At 67.7% G+C, this 16,463-nt stretch carries 13 protein-coding genes; 2 read left to right on the forward strand and 11 right to left on the reverse strand.

Features of this window, described 5'->3' with window-relative positions; all coding sequences use genetic code 11:
• Positions 1-132: 132 nt before the first annotated feature.
• From ACFW6D_RS29590 to ACFW6D_RS29600, 3 genes are all read right to left on the reverse strand, one after another.
• Entirely contained in the window at positions 133-1,332 is a 1,200-nt protein-coding gene (locus ACFW6D_RS29590) for a DNA polymerase III subunit delta' (protein WP_379333527.1), read from the reverse strand.
• Between the two features lie 66 nt (positions 1,333-1,398).
• A complete protein-coding gene (gene topA, locus ACFW6D_RS29595; RefSeq protein ID WP_379333529.1) occupies positions 1,399-4,335 on the reverse strand; it encodes a type I DNA topoisomerase in 2,937 nt (978 codons plus the stop codon).
• A gap of 336 nt (positions 4,336-4,671) precedes the next feature.
• Positions 4,672-4,878, reverse strand: coding sequence for a cold-shock protein (locus ACFW6D_RS29600; protein ID WP_019044597.1), 207 nt, complete (start codon positions 4,876-4,878; stop codon positions 4,672-4,674).
• Between the two features lie 435 nt (positions 4,879-5,313).
• On the opposite strand from ACFW6D_RS29600, the gene ACFW6D_RS29605 reads away from it, so the two are divergent.
• On the forward strand, positions 5,314-7,701 hold the full coding sequence (locus ACFW6D_RS29605; RefSeq protein ID WP_379333531.1) for a DEAD/DEAH box helicase: 2,388 nt from the start codon (positions 5,314-5,316) through the stop codon (positions 7,699-7,701).
• A 300-nt stretch (positions 7,702-8,001) separates the two neighbouring features.
• Here ACFW6D_RS29605 and ACFW6D_RS29610 read toward each other — a convergent pair whose 3' ends face one another.
• The 7 genes from ACFW6D_RS29610 to ssd form a co-directional block, all read right to left on the reverse strand.
• Positions 8,002-8,352 (reverse strand): Rv3654c family TadE-like protein, encoded by a 351-nt coding sequence (locus ACFW6D_RS29610; protein WP_379333533.1) that lies wholly within the window; start codon positions 8,350-8,352, stop codon positions 8,002-8,004.
• A gap of 56 nt (positions 8,353-8,408) precedes the next feature.
• The gene (locus ACFW6D_RS29615) at positions 8,409-8,723 is read right to left on the reverse strand and encodes a TadE family type IV pilus minor pilin (protein WP_379333535.1); all 315 of its coding nucleotides are present in this window, start codon (positions 8,721-8,723) and stop codon (positions 8,409-8,411) included.
• A 41-nt stretch (positions 8,724-8,764) separates the two neighbouring features.
• Positions 8,765-8,974, reverse strand: a complete 210-nt coding sequence (locus tag ACFW6D_RS29620; RefSeq protein WP_379333537.1) for a DUF4244 domain-containing protein — start codon at positions 8,972-8,974, stop codon at positions 8,765-8,767.
• A 72-nt stretch (positions 8,975-9,046) separates the two neighbouring features.
• Positions 9,047-9,622 (reverse strand): type II secretion system F family protein, encoded by a 576-nt coding sequence (locus ACFW6D_RS29625; RefSeq protein WP_379333551.1) that lies wholly within the window; start codon positions 9,620-9,622, stop codon positions 9,047-9,049.
• 221 nt (positions 9,623-9,843) lie between these two features.
• On the reverse strand, positions 9,844-10,422 hold the full coding sequence (locus tag ACFW6D_RS29630) for a type II secretion system F family protein (RefSeq protein WP_379333539.1): 579 nt from the start codon (positions 10,420-10,422) through the stop codon (positions 9,844-9,846).
• A 421-nt stretch (positions 10,423-10,843) separates the two neighbouring features.
• A complete protein-coding gene (locus ACFW6D_RS29635) occupies positions 10,844-12,025 on the reverse strand; it encodes a TadA family conjugal transfer-associated ATPase (protein ID WP_379333541.1) in 1,182 nt (393 codons plus the stop codon).
• Positions 12,026-12,152: 127 nt separating this feature from the next.
• Entirely contained in the window at positions 12,153-13,475 is a 1,323-nt protein-coding gene (gene ssd / locus ACFW6D_RS29640) for a septum site-determining protein Ssd (RefSeq protein ID WP_379333543.1), read from the reverse strand.
• 396 nt (positions 13,476-13,871) lie between these two features.
• Between ssd and ACFW6D_RS29645 the strand changes: the two genes are divergently transcribed.
• Positions 13,872-14,684: an HAD-IB family hydrolase gene (locus ACFW6D_RS29645; protein ID WP_379333552.1), complete on the forward strand. Its 813-nt coding sequence runs from the start codon at positions 13,872-13,874 to the stop codon at positions 14,682-14,684.
• 435 nt (positions 14,685-15,119) lie between these two features.
• On the opposite strand, the gene ACFW6D_RS29650 is transcribed toward ACFW6D_RS29645, so the two are convergent.
• Positions 15,120-15,866, reverse strand: coding sequence for an oxidoreductase (locus ACFW6D_RS29650; RefSeq protein ID WP_379333545.1), 747 nt, complete (start codon positions 15,864-15,866; stop codon positions 15,120-15,122).
• Positions 15,867-16,463: the final 597 nt, after the last annotated feature.

The raw sequence follows: 16,463 nt of genomic DNA on the forward strand, positions 1-16,463 counted from the left end.
CGCGACCGATCTGCGCCGCCCCGTTTTCCATGTCGAAAGTATGACCCGAGGGTCCGACATGATCGGCAGACTTCGACCAAATGACTTGGGACAACCAATCTTTGGACAGAAGTGGCTGACCGGAAACGACTGTCAGGTGGTGCGGGCGGTGATGAGGGTGGCGGTCATGGCGGCTATGGCGAAGCGGGGTTTTACGTTGAGGGCGAGGGCTTCGCGGCAGGTCAGGACGGCGTCGATGCTGCGGAGGAGGCCTTCGGGGCGGACGGACGTGGCGAGGTCGGTGATTTCGCTCGACATGTCGGGGTGGGTGAGGGTGATGGGGGTGCCTCGGCCTGCGAAGCGCATGGCGAGTGCGTCGCGGTACATGCCGGCGATGTCGATGAGGGCGCGGTCGAGGGCGTCGCGGCCGGTGCGGGTGGCTCGGGATTTCTGGCGTTTTTCCAGGTCTTTGAGAACGCCTGCCGAACCTCGGGTGGCTGTGCCCGCGCCCTTGCCTGTGCCGCCCGCACCGAGGGCGGTGGCGAGTTCGTCGCGTTCGCGGTCGTCGCGGTCGGCGCTCATCAGTTTGGCTTCGTCGTCGGCGGACTTCACCAGTTCGTCGGCGGCGAGGTAGGCGGCGCCGGGGCGTTCCGTCGCGACGACCAGGGCGAGGGCGCGCTTGCGTCGTTGGCGGGCGTCTTCGTCGGTGGCAAGGCGGCGGGCCCGGCCGACGTGGCCGCCGCTGACCGAGGCCGCCCAATCGGCGGTTTTCGGGTCGAGTTGGTCGCGGTCGCGCAGGACCTTGGCGATGGCGGGGACGGTCGGGGTCACCAGGTGGACGTGCCTGCAGCGCGAGCGCAGGGTGACGGAGATGTCCTCGGGGTCGACGGTGGGGGCGCACAGCAGGAAGACGGTGCGGTCCGGCGGTTCTTCGACCACCTTGAGCAGGGCGTTCGCCGCACCTTCGGTGAGGCGGTCGGCGTCCTCGACGACCACGACCTGCCAGCGGCCAGTACTCGGGCGCCGCGCCGCGATCTGCACGATCGCCCGCATCTCCTTGGTGCTGATGCTGAGGCCTTCGGGGATGATGCGCCGCACGTCACCGTGGGTGCCCGCCATCGTGGTGGTGCAGGCATGACACTTTCCGCAGCCGACGATTTCGGGATCCGTGCATTGTAGCGCCGCCGCGAAACACAGCGCCGCTACTGATCGACCCGAGCCGGGAGGCCCGGTGAACAGCCACGAATGCGTCATCGCACCGGTGACCACACCGGCCCGCGCCGCCGCGGCGGCAGCGGCCAGCTCGGTCTCGACCACGTCCTGGCCGACCAGTCGATCGAAGACACCTGCCACGCGCTACACCTTAGCCGCGGAGTCCGACAGGATTCGCCGAGGCTGGACGGGTGCGTGGCCGAGCGATCAAGCCTCTTCTGTCCCAGCCGGTTTCGCGGCGGCCTTCTTCGCCGGAGCCTTCTTGGCAGCCGTCTTCTTCGCGGTCGTCTTCTTGGCTGCGGTCTTCGTGGCCGTCTTCGTCGCAGTCGACTTGGCTGCAGCCTTCTTGGCAGGCGCCTTCTTGGCCGCCTTCTTCGCCGTCGTCTTCTTCGCAGCCTTCTTCACCGGACCACGCGCCCGGCGATCAGCCAACAGTTCGGACGCGCGCTCGTCGGTGATCGACTCGACCTCGTCGCCCTTGCGCAGGCTCGCGTTGGTCTCACCGTCGGTGACATACGGACCGAAGCGGCCGTCCTTGATCACCATCGGCTTGTCCGTGGCGGAGTCATTGCCCAGCTCACGCAACGGCGCCGCGGCTGCCGCCTGACGTCCACGACGCTTGGGCTCGGCGTAGAGCTTCAGCGCCTCCTCGAGGGTGACCGAGAACAGTTGATCCTCGGTTGCCAGCGAACGAGAGTCGGTGCCCTTCTTCAGGTATGGGCCGTAGCGGCCGTTCTGCGCGGTGATCTCCTCGCCCGAAGTGGGGTCGTTGCCGACCACCCGGGGCAGCGAGAGCAGCATCAGCGCGTCGTCGAGGGTGATCTCGGCGAGGTCCATCGACTTGAACAGCGAACCGGTGCGCGGCTTGACCTCTGCCGCCTTCTTGGTCTTCTTCGCGGGCGCCGCATCCGGGTCGGGCGCGGGCGGTTCCGGCAGTACCTCGGTGACGTAAGGGCCGAAACGTCCTTCCTTGGCGACGATTTCGTGTCCCGACACCGGGTCGACGCCGAGCGAACGGCCCTCCTGCGGCGTCGAGAACAGCTTCTCGGCGACCTCGGGAGTGAGCTCGTCGGGCGGCAGATCGTCGGGCAGGTTCGCCCGCTGCGAGATCCGATCGCCTTCGGGGTCATCGGGATTGATGATCATCCGCTCGAGATACGGACCGAAGCGGCCGACGCGGACCACGACGTCGCGGCCCTCTTCGTCGACGAACATCTTGATCGAGTTCACTTCGCGCGCATCGATGTCGTCGAGCTGCACGGAGACCATCTTCTTCAGGCCACCCGAACGCGCGACCGAACCCTCGGCGCCGGACTCGCCACCGAAGTAGAAGGCGGACAACCAGTTTCCGCGCTGCTCGCGACCACCGGCGATCGCATCGAGGTCGTCCTCCATCGCGGCGGTGAAGTCGAAGTCGACCAGTCGACCGAAGTAGGCCTCGAGCAGACCGACCACCGCGAACGCCACCCAGGCTGGGGCGAGCGCGCTGCCGCGCTTATATACATAGCCTCGATCGAGGATCGTCTTGATGATCGAGGAGTAGGTCGACGGTCGGCCGATGCCGAGGTCTTCCAGCGTTTTGATCAGCGAGGCTTCGGTGTAGCGGGCGGGCGGGTTGGTGCTGTGACCGTCCGGGTTGAGCTCGACCGCGGTGACGCTCTGGCCCTCTTCCAGTGCGGGCAAACGGGATTCGGCGTCGTCGGACTGGCCGCCCGCCTCTTCGTCGACGCTCTCGACATACGCCTTGAGGAAGCCTGCGAAGGTGATGGTGCGACCCGAGGACGAGAACACGCACTCCTCGCCGGTGCGCGCGGTGCCGGTGATGCGCAGGGTCAGCGTGGTGCCGCGCGCGTCGACCATCTGCGAGGCGACCGTACGCTGCCAGATCATCTCGTAGAGCTTGAACTCGTCGTTGTCGACCTTCGAGGCCAGCTGGCCGGGCGTCATGAAGGTGTCACCCGAGGGACGGATCGCCTCGTGTGCCTCCTGCGCGTTCTTGACCTTGCGGGTGTACTGGCGCGGCGAGGGCGAAACGTACTCCGCGCCGTAGAGCTGGGTCGCCTGCGAACGAGCCGCCGCGATCGCCGACTCCGACAGCGTCGTGGAGTCGGTTCGCATGTAGGTGATGTAGCCGTTTTCGTAGAGCCGCTGCGCGACCCGCATCGTGCGCTCGGAGGTGAACCGCAGCTTGCGGCCCGCTTCCTGCTGCAACGTCGAGGTCATGAACGGCGGATACGGCTTGCGCGTGTATGGCTTGGCCTCGGCCGAGCTGACCTCGAGGGCGGCGCCGTCGAGCGCCTCGGCCAGCCGACGGGCATAGGCCTCGTCGAGCACGACCACGCCGGTGGCCGACTTGAGCTGACCGTCGGAACCGAAGTCGCGACCGGAGGCGACGCGATCGCCCTTGACCTGGACCAGGCGCGCGCCGAACGTGCGCGGGTTGGTCGAATCGGACTTCTCGTCGGGACCGGCGTCGAGCTTGGCGGCGATGTCCCAGTACCCGGCGGAGCGGAACGCGATGCGCTCGCGCTCACGCTGCACGATCACGCGGGTGGCGACGGACTGCACGCGACCGGCGGACAGCCGCGGCATGACCTTCTTCCACAGCACCGGGGAGACCTCGTAGCCGTAGAGGCGGTCCAGGATGCGGCGGGTTTCCTGCGCGTCGACCAGATCGTTGTCGAGTTCGCGCGTGTCGGCGGCGGCCGCGAGGATGGCGGGCTCGGTGATCTCGTGGAAGACCATCCGGCGGACCGGGACCTTCGGCTTGAGCGTTTCGAGCAGGTGCCAGGCGATGGCCTCGCCCTCGCGGTCGGGGTCGGTGGCGAGGTAGAGCTCGTCGGCGTCGGCGAGCAAGCTCTTGAGCTCGGCGACCTTGGCCTTCTTATCCGGGTTCACCACATAAATGGGCTCGAAGTCGTGGTCGACGTCGACACCGAGGCGCGCCCACGGCTGCCCCTTGTATTTGGCGGGCACGTCGGCGGCACCGCGCGGCAAGTCGCGGATGTGGCCCACCGAGGCCTCGACGGTGTAGTTACGACCCAGATAGGGCGCGATCTTGCGGGCCTTCGTCGGGGACTCGACGATCACGAGACGACGCAGGGGTCGGCCCTGGTCGGCTGAACTGCGGTCTCGTGTTGCCACCGGCGAACACCTTCCTTCTTGATCCGCGCGTCGGGAGGTCCGCTCGGTGCGCGGCTGGGGCTGACAGTGACGTTCGGACATCACCATCAGTGACGTTTATACCCTGCGCACTAGGGGTAGAGCTGCGCACGTGGCGGCTGGTGCCGCAGGTTCTCGGCCTGGAAGCCTCGATCTTCCCTCCCGCCGGGCACTCCTTCGTCGCACCCTCTGGTCAGTCCAGATCAAGGCGGCCGAGAACCGAAAACCCCGCTGCCGTGGCCGATGCTACCCGGAAATGACTCGTCCCCCTCCTCCGCGTACGGAGGAGGGGGACGAGGCGTTGTTGTGTTTCGCAGCTCAGGAGAGCGCGCGAACGCCGGTAGCCTGGGGGCCCTTGGTGCCCTGGCCGACCTCGAATTCGACCTTCTGGTTTTCCTCGAGGGTACGGAAGCCCGTGCCCTGGATCTCCGAGTAGTGGACGAAGACGTCAGCTGAGCCGTCCTCAGGCGCGATGAAGCCGAACCCCTTCTCCGCGTTGAACCACTTCACAGTTCCCTGTGCCATTCTGTTTCCTTCTCTTTCTACCGGAATCGGCGGACAACTGGGTTCGTCCACCGGGCCCGTTCCGACCGCTGTACTGTTGGTCCCCCTGCAAGGAAATCCTGAGCACGGCGTTCGCAACAACGATCCTGCTGATGGTTTGGACCTTGGATCCGTCCCTCGAACACAGAAGCTTGCGACCGAGACCCAGTGAACCATGTCTTTGGGCAATTCGACAGTCGAGTTACCGACTATTTGCAAAATTCATGATCTTGCGAATGTGCAGGTAAGGGAGAGATTGGGTGTATCCGTACTTTTGGTCTGTTTGCTTCTAGATAACCGAGTGAGCTTCCAGCAAACTTGCTGTGACCCAGATCGCTACTGGGTTACGAAATCCCAGGTAGTGGTTGGCGCACACACACGTTTCACACTTCGCGTGTCGCGTGAGAGGAGGACCGGATGAATCCGGCAGACCGGACCGAGCTCCGAGCGCGCAATACGAGCGAGAGCTACGGGCGATCGTTGCTGAATCGTGTCCTGACCGAAGCGGCCGCCGGCGGCAGCCCGTTGACCCACGTGGCCGAGCTACCCGCGCAGCGCGCGATCACCACCGCGTGGCCGGATTGGGTGCCATCGGCGCTGGTCACAGCCTTGGATGCACAGGGTATCGAGCTGCCGTGGGAACACCAGACCCGTACGGCCGAGCTGGCGGCGGGCGGAAACCATGTGGTCGTGAGCACGGGAACGGCGTCGGGAAAGTCGCTCGGCTACCAGCTTCCGGTGCTCACCGCACTGCACGACGACCCGCGCGCCACCGCGCTGTACCTGTCCCCCACCAAGGCACTCGGGGCCGATCAGCTCCGCGCCGTCGGCAGCCTGATTCACGACAATCCCCTGCGTGAGGCCCATCCGGCGAGCTACGACGGCGATACTCCCGCCGAGATCAGACAGTGGGTGCGGGCCAACGCACGCTGGATCTTCACCAATCCCGACATGCTGCACGTCGGGATTCTCCGCTCGCATCAGCGCTGGGCACGGGTGCTGCGAAACCTGCGATATGTGGTGGTCGACGAATGTCATGCATATAGAGGAGTGTTCGGTTCGCATGTGGCGCTGGTGCTACGCAGGCTGCGGCGGCTCGCCCAGTTCTACGGCGCCGACCCGGTGTTCATCCTGTGCTCGGCCACCAGTGCCGATCCGGCGGCATCGACAGGCAGGCTGATCGGGGCGCCGGTCACCGCGGTCACCGAGGACTGCTCGCCGCGCGGCGCCAGGACCGTCGCGCTGTGGGAACCGCCGCTGAGCGCGACGGTGACCGGGGAGAACGGGGCGCCGGTGCGCCGGACTGCCACCAGCGAGGCAGCCAAGATCATGGCCGCCCTGGTGGCCGAGGGCGCGCGGACGCTCACCTTTGTCCGGTCGCGGCGCGGTGCCGAACTGATCGCACTCGACGCTCGGCGGGTGCTCGCGGAAACTGCCCCTGAGCTGCAGGAAAGAGTGGCCGCTTATCGGGCGGGTTATCTCGCCGAGGACAGGCGCGAGCTCGAGCAGTCGCTGTCGCAGGGGACATTGCTCGGCGCGGCCAGTACGAATGCGCTTGAACTCGGCGTCGACATCGCAGGCTTGGACGCCGTGGTCATCGCCGGTTTTCCCGGGACGGTCGCCTCGTTCTGGCAACAGGCAGGGCGGGCGGGCAGGCGGTTGCAGGGTTCGCTGGTGGTGCTCGTAGCTACCGACGATCCACTCGACACCTACCTGGTGCACCACCCGGAAGCGCTGCTCGATCGGCCGATCGAGGCCACCATCACCGATCCGTACAACCCCTACATCCTCGGCCCCCAACTGCTGTGCGCTGCGCTGGAACTGCCGCTCACCGATGAGGAGGTAAGTGAGTACAGAGCCGACGAAGTACTGGCTGACCTGGCCGAACAGGGCTTGATCCGGCGCAGGCCGAGCACTAGAGGCACGGGTGCTCGCTGGCATGTCACCGCGCAGACCCACCCGCACGACGACGTCGATGTCCGCGGCGGGCTCGGCTCGCCGGTCGCGATCGTCGACGCCGAAACCGGGCGGCTGCTCGGCACCGCCGACGCGGGCCGGGCGCCCGCCACGCTGCACACCGGGGCTGTGCACCTGCACCAGGGCGAGACCTATCTGGTCGACGAACTCGACCTCGAGGGCGGTGTCGCGTTCGTCAACGAGGTGGATCCAGGCTTCACCACCAGTTCCCGGCAGGTCACCTCGATCACCGTCGAAGGGCTGATCGAGGAGCGCGTGTTCGGTGCGGTCACGGTTGCATCAGCGCAGGTCGCGGTCACCAACCAGGTTGTCGGCTACCTGCGGACCCTGGTGACCGGCGAGGTGCTCGACCAGGTGGAACTCGACCTGCCCGCGCACACGCTGCACACCAAGGCTGTGCTCTACACCGTCACGCCCCAGCTGCTCGCGGCCGCGGACATCTCCGACGAACAGCTGCCCGGCGCACTGCACGCGGCCGAGCATGCCGCCATCGGCATGTTGCCGCTGGTCGCGGGGTGCGATCGATGGGACATCGGCGGTGTCTCCATCGCCGAACATCCCGATACCGGTGCGCCGACGGTGTTCGTCTACGACGGACAGCCCGGCGGCGCTGGCTTCGCCGAGCGCGGATTCGCCCAGCTCACGGACTGGCTGTCCGCCACATTGAGCGTGATTCGCAGCTGTGCGTGCCAAGACGGGTGTCCCTCCTGCGTGCAGTCGCCCAAGTGCGGCAACGGCAACAGCCCGCTGGACAAGGACGCCGCCGCACGTCTGCTGGACGCCGTCCTCGGTGAACTGGCGACCCATGGCGAACCTGCTGATTCGTGATGTGCGCGCGCTCACGATGTGACTGGCGGTACACCTCGCTCCCCGAATGCTGGTCACTTGTCCGAATTAGTGTTGACCAGCGACGATATGTTCACAGACGCACGGCGCTCGATTAAAAAGGACCACTTTTATATTAACTGGCCCATAGCCAACCGGAACCGCCGATACCCCTCGACCCTTTCTTTCATTTTTTTCCTGCCCAGATCAAAGAATGCGCATGAAATAGTGCAAACGTGCTTCCGGTAAATTCCGAATTGGTTCGGTGCGGAACAACCACCGACCAGTGATAACACTTCCGTGTCACCCATTCTCTTCCACCGGACCCGCTCGCGCCGAAGCGCGCACAGTGCGCATGCCGAACACTCCCGCCGTTACATTCGCCTCGACATCGACAACAACGTCCCATTGCGCGACAGCGCATCGGCGCGCCTTCACGCCCATCCGGCGAGCGACCTCGGAAGCCTCCGCGCACCCCACCTCCGAGCCTTCTGCCAGCATTACCGCCGCGGCCAATGCCCCGAGATCCGCGGCCGTTTGCGCTCGGTGCCGCGCGACCACCACGGCACCTACCTGCGAGACCACCACCGTGAAACAGATCAACGCCGCCAACACCACGCAGACGAACACTGTCGCCCCACCCGCATCCCCCACCAGCCCCCTCCTCGCCGACCGTCGGTATGCGTCCGAAGTCTCATCGCTGCTCGCCGTCACGGGTTCACGCCTGGTTCGGTGACGGCTACCGCTTCGGCGCGCAGGCGCAAGCCGGGCAGAAGTGGGGTGCCTGCGGCGACGGTGGCGACCACTCGGTCTCCCTCGGTACGGAGTTCGACGGTTGCGCCCGGCGGGGCCACGGTCTTGCCCGCGGCGATCGCGCGCGAGGTGTCACCGCGGGCGGCAAGGCGGGCGGTTTCGCGGGCCGCGTCGACGCAGCGGATCTGGGTAGATCCGGCGAGAAGTGCGCCGATGCAGAGGGCGACGGCGGCAACCAGGGCGGCGAGGGCGATGGCGGCCTCGACCGTCACCGCACCCGCATCGCCACCGAAAGAGCTTGTGCTGCCGCGATTTACACGCTCGTGTTGAGCGCCTTGTCGATGATCCCGGTCAGCGCGTTGACGATGCTGTCCCCGGTCACCACCCCGTAGAGCACCGCCCCGAAGGCCGCCGCGGCAATCGTCCCGATCGCATATTCCGCGGTCGACATGCCGTCGTCGTCGATCAGCAGGCGGGTGAATCGGGTGCGGGCCCCCAGGTATACCGCGTGGACGAACGTCATCGTGATCCCCTCTCTGGTTACACCGCGCGACTGGTCCGCGCGGTGAAGATTCGGTTGCCTCGTCGAGGCCGGTCACAGCAGCCCACCGCCGCCGAGCACGCGGTCCGCGAGGCCGATAACGACCGGGACGATGCCGAGACAGACGAAAGCGGGCAGGAAGCACAGGCCGAGCGGTCCACCGATCAGTACGCCCGCCCGTTCGGCGCGCGCAACGGCGGCGTCTTCGACGGCTTCGCGGCGCTGCGTGGCAAGTTCGCCGACCGCGGCGGCCAGCGAAGCACCGGAGCGAGCCGAGCGCCGAGCCATCCTGGCCAGGGACTCCACGTCGTCGGCCCCCGGTGACCCGACGGCATCGGCGGCGGCCCGCTCCCACGCCGTCGCCGCGTCGGCGCCGAGCGCGAGCAGGTCCGCGGCCCTGAACAATGCGGCCCGGAGAACCGGCGGCGCTGTCGGCGCACTCGCCCGCGCTGCCGCGGCCATCGGCAGTCCCGCCCGCAGGCAGGCCGCCAGTAGATCGAATGCGGACGCCGACCCGAGCGGGTCATCCTTCGTTGTCGCGCCAGGTCCGGCGGCGCAGACCGGCGCCGGGCCGAGCGCTCGCACCCGACGACGGACAGCGACCCGCCCAGGTAACAACACCATCGCCATCGCCGCGATCAACAATGCCTCCGGCGAACCAAACCCAACTATCGACTGCACAGCGATCCCTCCTCGAAGTTCGATCCACACCCGTCCACACCGCGTCGACCTGTGTCCCTGATCCGCACACACCGCAGGCGCTCGAGCCCGGTTCTGCGCACCGGCGCCGAGCGGAGCACCACTGTGCACCCAGCCGCCGCTGCCCAGGTTCGACGTCCGGGCGATCCGGGTCAGGCCGTGCTCTTGCGGGTGATGACATCTGTCCACAGCAATCCACAGCAGGCGAGGGCCGCGCCCAACGGGAGGAGTAGTTCACCGGCTGGGGAGGTGAACAGGATGGTCAGTGGGGCAGCGCCCATCAGTTGGCCCAGGCCGATACCTACCAGTGGGAGGCCCGCCAGGACGGTGGCGGAGGCTCGAGCGCCGGCGAGAGCCGCTTCGGTGCGGTCGCGGAAGCGGATGCGGCCGAGGAGGTCGGTTCTGGCGGCGGCCAGTAGTTCTGCCAGGGCCAGGCCGTGTTCTTCGGCCACTCGCCAGGCGGCGGCGATCCTCGACAGCTCCTCGGCCACCACCGAATCCGGTTGCACCCAGCCGTCGGCGCCCGAACCGCCGAGGCGGCTGCGACCCGCACTGATCGCCAGGACACGAGCAGCTTCGCCGCGTGACTCGCCTGCGGCGGATTCGGCCGCCGCGCTCGGATGGGCGCCGACACGGAGTTCACCGACGACGGCTTCGAGCCCGGCCAGCAGGTATCCGCATTCGCGGCGCCGTTCACGGTCGCCTCGTCCGCGCCGCTTCCGAACCGCCACAGTGGTTCCCAGCATGAGGGCTGCCAATCCGACGCCAGGTCCGAATGCGAGCGCTGTGCACCCCAGCGCGATTCCTGCACACCACTCCACAGGTATCCGCCTCGACGCCCTACGCCCGTCTGCGCCGAACAGTCGCGCGAACCGCCGCTGTCCGCCCGCCACCGGTAGTACCAGCACCGCAACCGCACAACAGAGCAACGCACTACCCACGAGCTCACCTTCCTCGAGACGAAACCTGCTGCTCGCTCACCACTCGCCGACCACCTCGGCGGCCAGTTGCTCGACCCGCGGACGTACCGGATCTTCTGATGGGCGATGCGTGGACGCAGGGTCGAACGACGAATCCACTTGCCCACCACCGTGCTTCGAAACTCTCGGTGCCGGCCAGGCGGTGGCAACGACACCTTCGCACTCTGATCGCTCATCCGAGTCGCACCTCGAGTAGTCGTCGGAGTTCGGCGCTCGCGGGAGTGGGATTGCTGTCCGAGCGCCAGGCCGGGGTGATGTGAACGCCGTCGGAATCACGTTGTAGGACACCGATTTCCCGGAGCGCGCGGGTGCCGTCGGATCGACGGTGGACGTGGAGGACGACCTGGACGGCGGCGGCCAGTTGACTGTGCAGGGCAGCGCGGTCCATGCCGCCGAGGGCCGCCAACGCTTCCAGGCGGGCCGGGACCTCCTGCGGTGAGTTGGCGTGGACGGTGCCCGCTCCCCCGTCGTGGCCCGTATTGAGCGCGGTGAGTAGGTCGACTACTTCCGCGCCGCGCACCTCGCCGACGACTATGCGGTCTGGCCGCATTCGCAAGGCCTGTCGAACCAGGTCTCGGACCGTAACCGCGCCCACCCCTTCGACATTGGCGGTCCGGGCGACCAGACGAACGACGTGGGGATGGACCGGAGCCAGTTCGGCGGCGTCTTCGACGCAGACGATTCGTTCGGCAGGGTCGACGGCCGCGAGCAGCGCTGAGAGCAAAGTAGTTTTCCCTGCGCCAGTACCTCCCACGACGAGGAAGGCGAGCCGGGCGCGGACGATGTCGCCGAGTAGTCGGTGGGCGTCCGGCGGGATCGAGCCGGCCGCTGTCAGTGCGTCGAGGCCCTGGGTTGCGGGGCGCAGGATCCGTAGGGACAGGCAGGTGCCGTCGTGGGCGACGGGGGCGAGGACGGCGTGGAGTCGGACGCCGAACGCATCACCGAGCGTCGCTTCGGTTCCGGCGAGTTTGCCGTCGACCCAGGGTTGGGCGTCGTCGAGTCGGCGCCCCGCTGCCAGGGCTAAGCGCTGGGCGAGACGGCGAACAGCGGCTTCGTCGGCGAAGCGGACATCGGTCAGCTCCAACCCACGGCCTCGATCGACCCACACCGAATCCGGCGCTGTGACAAGAACATCGGCGACCCGAGGATCGTGTAGCAACGGCTCGAGCAGTCCCGCCCCGGTCATCTCGGTTTGCAGCAGGCGCAGCGCTCGGAGCAGGTCGGTGTCGGCGAGCACGCCACCCGCTTCAGTGCGGATAGCGGCGGCCAGTTGTGCGGCATCAGGGACGCCCGGATGTTCGGCAAGACGCTCGCGGACGCGTTCGAGGAGATCGACGGTGACAAAGGAGGTCATGTCGAGGCGCCTCCGTCCGCGCAAAGGGCCACGTCGGAGACTCGCCTGCGCCCGACGACGGCGGCATCAGCTCCGACTATGACGAAGGCCGGGTCGGGGACTCGCCGGTGCTTCACGATGGCGGCGGTCATGCGTCAGCTCCGACCATGGCCAGGACGGCGTCGGCGGCGTCTCGGAGGGGGCCGCGACGGCGCATGCTCAGGCCGCCGCGTTCGAGACGGGACGCCAGGCCTGCTTGCCCGCGAACTGCGGCCAGCAGGGGCAAACCGAGCAACTCGGCGACTTCCGCACCGCGTAGACCGCCGGGTGCTGGTCCACGAACTATCAAGCCGCGGTTGGGGTTTCGCTCGCCAAGATAGGCCGAGACGATTTCGGCGGCAGCGATGGAGCGCAGGCGCGCCGGGACGATGAGGACGACCAAATCGGCCGCATCGAGCATCGCGTCGGCTGCCGGACCACGCTCGGACGAGACATCACAGACGACGAGATCGCCTGCGTCTCTGCCGGATTCGATGACAGCCCGCACCGCGGCCGGCGACAGTTCGGTCGATGACCATCCCATCGGCACGTGCCCGGCCGACGAGTATCCAGTCCCCGCACGCGCGGAAACGGGCACCGTCGCGGACGGCGCCCCGCCGATCACCGCACATCCATCCACAGGCATCGACCCGGCCGGTTGTCGACTCACCGCGTGCTCGGCCGTTCGGGACGAGCCCGCCGAATACTCGATCCCCGCACGTCCGGCAGTCGAGACGGCCGCCGACCGACTCGCCCCGGAGGCGCTGGGCCGGGCTCGCCCGCAGGACAGCACCGCCAAGCCGGGAGAAGCAGCGGGCAACGCGTTGTGCAGTGCCGCGGCAGACACCCTTCCGTCCTCGATGACCAAGTCCGGCCATCGCAGCCCCGGCACATTCTCCATGCCCAACACCAGGTCTATCCCGCCGTCGAGCGGGGCGCCGTCGATCAGCACCGTGTCGCGCCGGACCCGGCGCGCGGCTCCACGCAGCGCGGTGGCGGCGGCCAGGGTGGACGCGCCCGCCCCGCCACCCGCTCCGACCACCGCGATGACTATCCCCTCGCCCGTGCGGAATTCAGCATGCTCGGCGAACTGTTCGACCAATGCGACAGCACCCGTCGGCAGCGCGACAACCCGTTCGGCACCCACCGCTGTAGCCGCCTGCCAGTCGGGCACGGCGGGCTCTCCCTCGGTGACCAGCACCACCCCCGCCCGGCGCGGACAGCCTGCGACAGCGGCAGCAACGGCCGCGGCGGTATCGAGGATCACCATCCCGGCCCCGGACCAGGTATGTCGGCCGACCGGCATCACCCGTTCCTCGGTGACGCGCTCGGCGGCCGCCGCGACCCGGCGCACCTCGGCACGCAACCGTTCGTCACGGACGAGCACGAGGGCGGGCGCGATCTGTGGCGAGCGCATCGGGACTGGGTTCATGCCACTCAGCGTTGCCGAGCGAGGAAGTTGTCAACAGCCCGAAAACGCAGATTGTGGATAACTCGGGGGTGTGGAGAACTTTTACGTTCTGCCCCGGAATAGAGGACGGCCCCAGCCGGGGGGGAGGAGGCTGGGGCCGTCGGGTTCAGCCCCGGGGGGTCGGGCTGAACGCGCCTGGACTAAGTCCAGGTGCCAGCAATACTACACCCACCCCCTGCTGCGGGCGCAAGTAGCATTCGCCGACATTCTTCGGCGATTCGCCCCTCCCGGCGTCCCCACGGCAAACCCTTTTCCACGGTGTGGAAGGCCGATCCTGCGGCGCGCGCAGGTCGTGCCTATTCTGTTGTCGTGACGCCAGAACGCGACCAGACCTCGCCTACGGACACAAGACTCGGCATATCGGGCACGGACCCGGTGCCGGGCGGGCGGGTCGCGGCGTTCTTCGATCTCGATAAAACGGTGATCGCGAAGTCGAGCGCATTCGTGTTCAGCAAACCCTTCTACGCACAGGGTCTGCTCAACCGCAGAGCCGTGTTGGAGAGCAGCTACGCACACTTTTTGTTCCTGCTTTCCGGTGCCGATCACGACCAGATGGAACGGATGCGGGCAAACCTGGCGAACATGTGCGCGGGCTGGGATGTGGAGCAGGTGAAAACCATTGTGGCCGAGACGCTTCACGATCTCGTCGACCCACTGATCTATGCCGAAGCTGCCGATCTGATCGCCGATCACAAGATCCGCGGACACGATGTGGTGATCGTGTCGGCCTCCGGCGAGGAGATCGTCGGGCCGATTGCTGAGGTACTCGGCGCCTCGCATACCGAGGCGACCCGGATGGTGGTCGAAGACGGCAAGTACACCGGCGACATCGAGTTCTACTGCTACGGCGAGGGCAAGGTCACCGCTATCGAAAAGCTCGCCGCCGAGCAGGGTTACGACCTGTCGCGGTGCTATGCGTACTCCGATTCGGTGACCGATGTGCCGATGCTGAGCGCCGTCGGCCATCCGACCGCGGTCAACCCCGACCGCGCGCTGCGCAAGGAGGCGGCGAGCCGCGGCTGGCCGGTGCTCACGTTCTCCAATCCGGTGTCGCTGCGGTCGCGCTTCCAGACGCCGTCGACCACCACCGTCGCCGCGACTGCCGCCGTCGGGCTGAGTGCGATCATCGCCGGCGCGATCAGCTACCGGCTGCTGCGCAAACGGCGCTGACCAGCGCCCGCCCAGCACGAATCTCCGAGTGACACGCCGAATTCACGGGGATCCGGTAATGCCTTCGAAACACTTGATGTGAGTGCCGTCACAGTGTAAGAATGGAGTCACGGAAGGACGGAAGGCCAAGACGGAGCCGGAAGAGAAGGTTTCGCCTCCCATCCCACCCTTCCCAGCACGGACGCCAGGCACCCACGCGGAGCGCGCCGCGACAAGGCCGAAAGAGTTGTGGGCCTGCGAAATCCGAGCCGACGTCGGCGAACGCCTCGCACAGGTTGCGGGGATGAACCGGCGAGGTTGGGATGATCGCCGAGGCCACCGAACACAACCCACCCTGCACGCTTGGTAACCGGGTGTTCCGTGCTAGCGGGCGGTGAGGTCGAGCAATCGACAACGCCGCCCGTTTCGATGTGTGGGGCCGGTTCAATGACCAGCTCAGCCCGCCGCCGCGTCGGCGATCGAGTTCGCTTCACGGGCGCCGTCTTCCAGCGCACCCGCGCAGAACACCACCCAGCCGCCCACACCCTCCGCGGTGCCCGAACCGAACCCGGCGGCCGCGTCGAGGTAAGCCTGACGGCGACGCAACCAGAACACCTCGGGCACGCCCAGGCTGTGCGGATCGAGCCCACTCGCCACCGCGACCAGGCGCGAAGCAGCGCGCGCGACAACCCCGTCACCGGTGCCGAACGGACGCAACGACAGCAGCTCACCGTGCACGATCGCCGCGACAACGGGGGCGGGCGCCTTGCTGGTCTGCACGGTTTGCGCGAGCATGTCCAGCCGTTCGGCCACGCCGGGAGTCGAGCGCGGGCGGCCCAGTTCCTGCTCGTCGGTCACCAGGTCGGCGGCGGCGAGCAGGTGCAGCCGGGCCAGCGCCTGCAGTGGCGCGCGTCGCCAGGTGCCGACGAGATTGTTGAGCGCGTCGCCGTCGAGCGCCTGCCCCACCCGCAACGCGCCCGCCAGCACCGGATCGCTGACCTGACCGTCGGCGGGCAAATCGGTGCTCGCCCCTTCGATGGCGGCCGAGGAACGGGCAGCACGAACAGCGGCTTCGGCGGCGGTGGTCGCCCACCCACGCCGGTTCGACTTGTGCCGGTGCACGGCCGCGAGCGCATCGCGCGCCTTGTCGGCGGCCTCGCTCACACCGGGCAGGTCGACCAGGGGCTGCAGCGGATCAGTCACGGCATGGAGGTTACCGCTCGTACAGTGCGGCCCCCACGGTCACATACAACCCACGCACCGTAGGCCAACTCCGATCCGGCCAAGGCACCTCCGCCAACCGCTTGGCCGCAGGCGTCTTCGCCCGCCGCCGCCGAGCCTCCCGCTCCGCATACCGCTCAGCATCAATACGATCCACCGGCGTCTCCAACCCTGAGAACAACCCGCACCACCTCGGACAAACCAACGCTACGCCGACAACCAGGCCGCTCAAAGGATTTCGAGACCCCACTACCCCACCGCCACACCCCGCACCGCACACCCGGGCCGTCCCCGTCTTCCACAACCCACCGCACCAACAACCGCTTGCCGCACCCCAGGCGCGCCCCCTCCCGCACCCCCAGCCACACCGCACACCCCAGACTCCGCAGCCCTCCCGCACCCCCAACCACACCGCACACCCCAAAGTCCTCAGCCCTCCCGCACCCCCAACCACACCGCACACCCCAAATCCGCCATGACCGCATTCCCGGCCCCGCACGACCCGACCTCGAGGAGGGTCCGCCGCGCAGCGGCGTAGCGGCCCGGCCGCGAGTTAGCCGCCGTTGCGCATGCGCGAAG

The organism is Nocardia sp. NPDC058705, from assembly GCF_042749305.1.
In the GTDB taxonomy this organism is placed as follows: Bacteria; Actinomycetota; Actinomycetes; order Mycobacteriales; family Mycobacteriaceae; genus Nocardia.

Coding starts and splice junctions, on each gene's coding strand:
- ACFW6D_RS29620 (WP_379333537.1), bottom strand. CDS start 8,974: ATGACGTTCGTCCACGCGGTATACCTGGGGGCCCGCACCCGATTCACC.
- ACFW6D_RS29600 (WP_019044597.1), bottom strand. CDS start 4,878: ATGGCACAGGGAACTGTGAAGTGGTTCAACGCGGAGAAGGGGTTCGGC.
- ACFW6D_RS29635 (WP_379333541.1), bottom strand. CDS start 12,025: ATGACCTCCTTTGTCACCGTCGATCTCCTCGAACGCGTCCGCGAGCGT.
- ssd (WP_379333543.1), bottom strand. CDS start 13,475: ATGAACCCAGTCCCGATGCGCTCGCCACAGATCGCGCCCGCCCTCGTG.
- ACFW6D_RS29605 (WP_379333531.1), top strand. CDS start 5,314: ATGAATCCGGCAGACCGGACCGAGCTCCGAGCGCGCAATACGAGCGAG.
- ACFW6D_RS29625 (WP_379333551.1), bottom strand. CDS start 9,622: ATGGCGATGGTGTTGTTACCTGGGCGGGTCGCTGTCCGTCGTCGGGTG.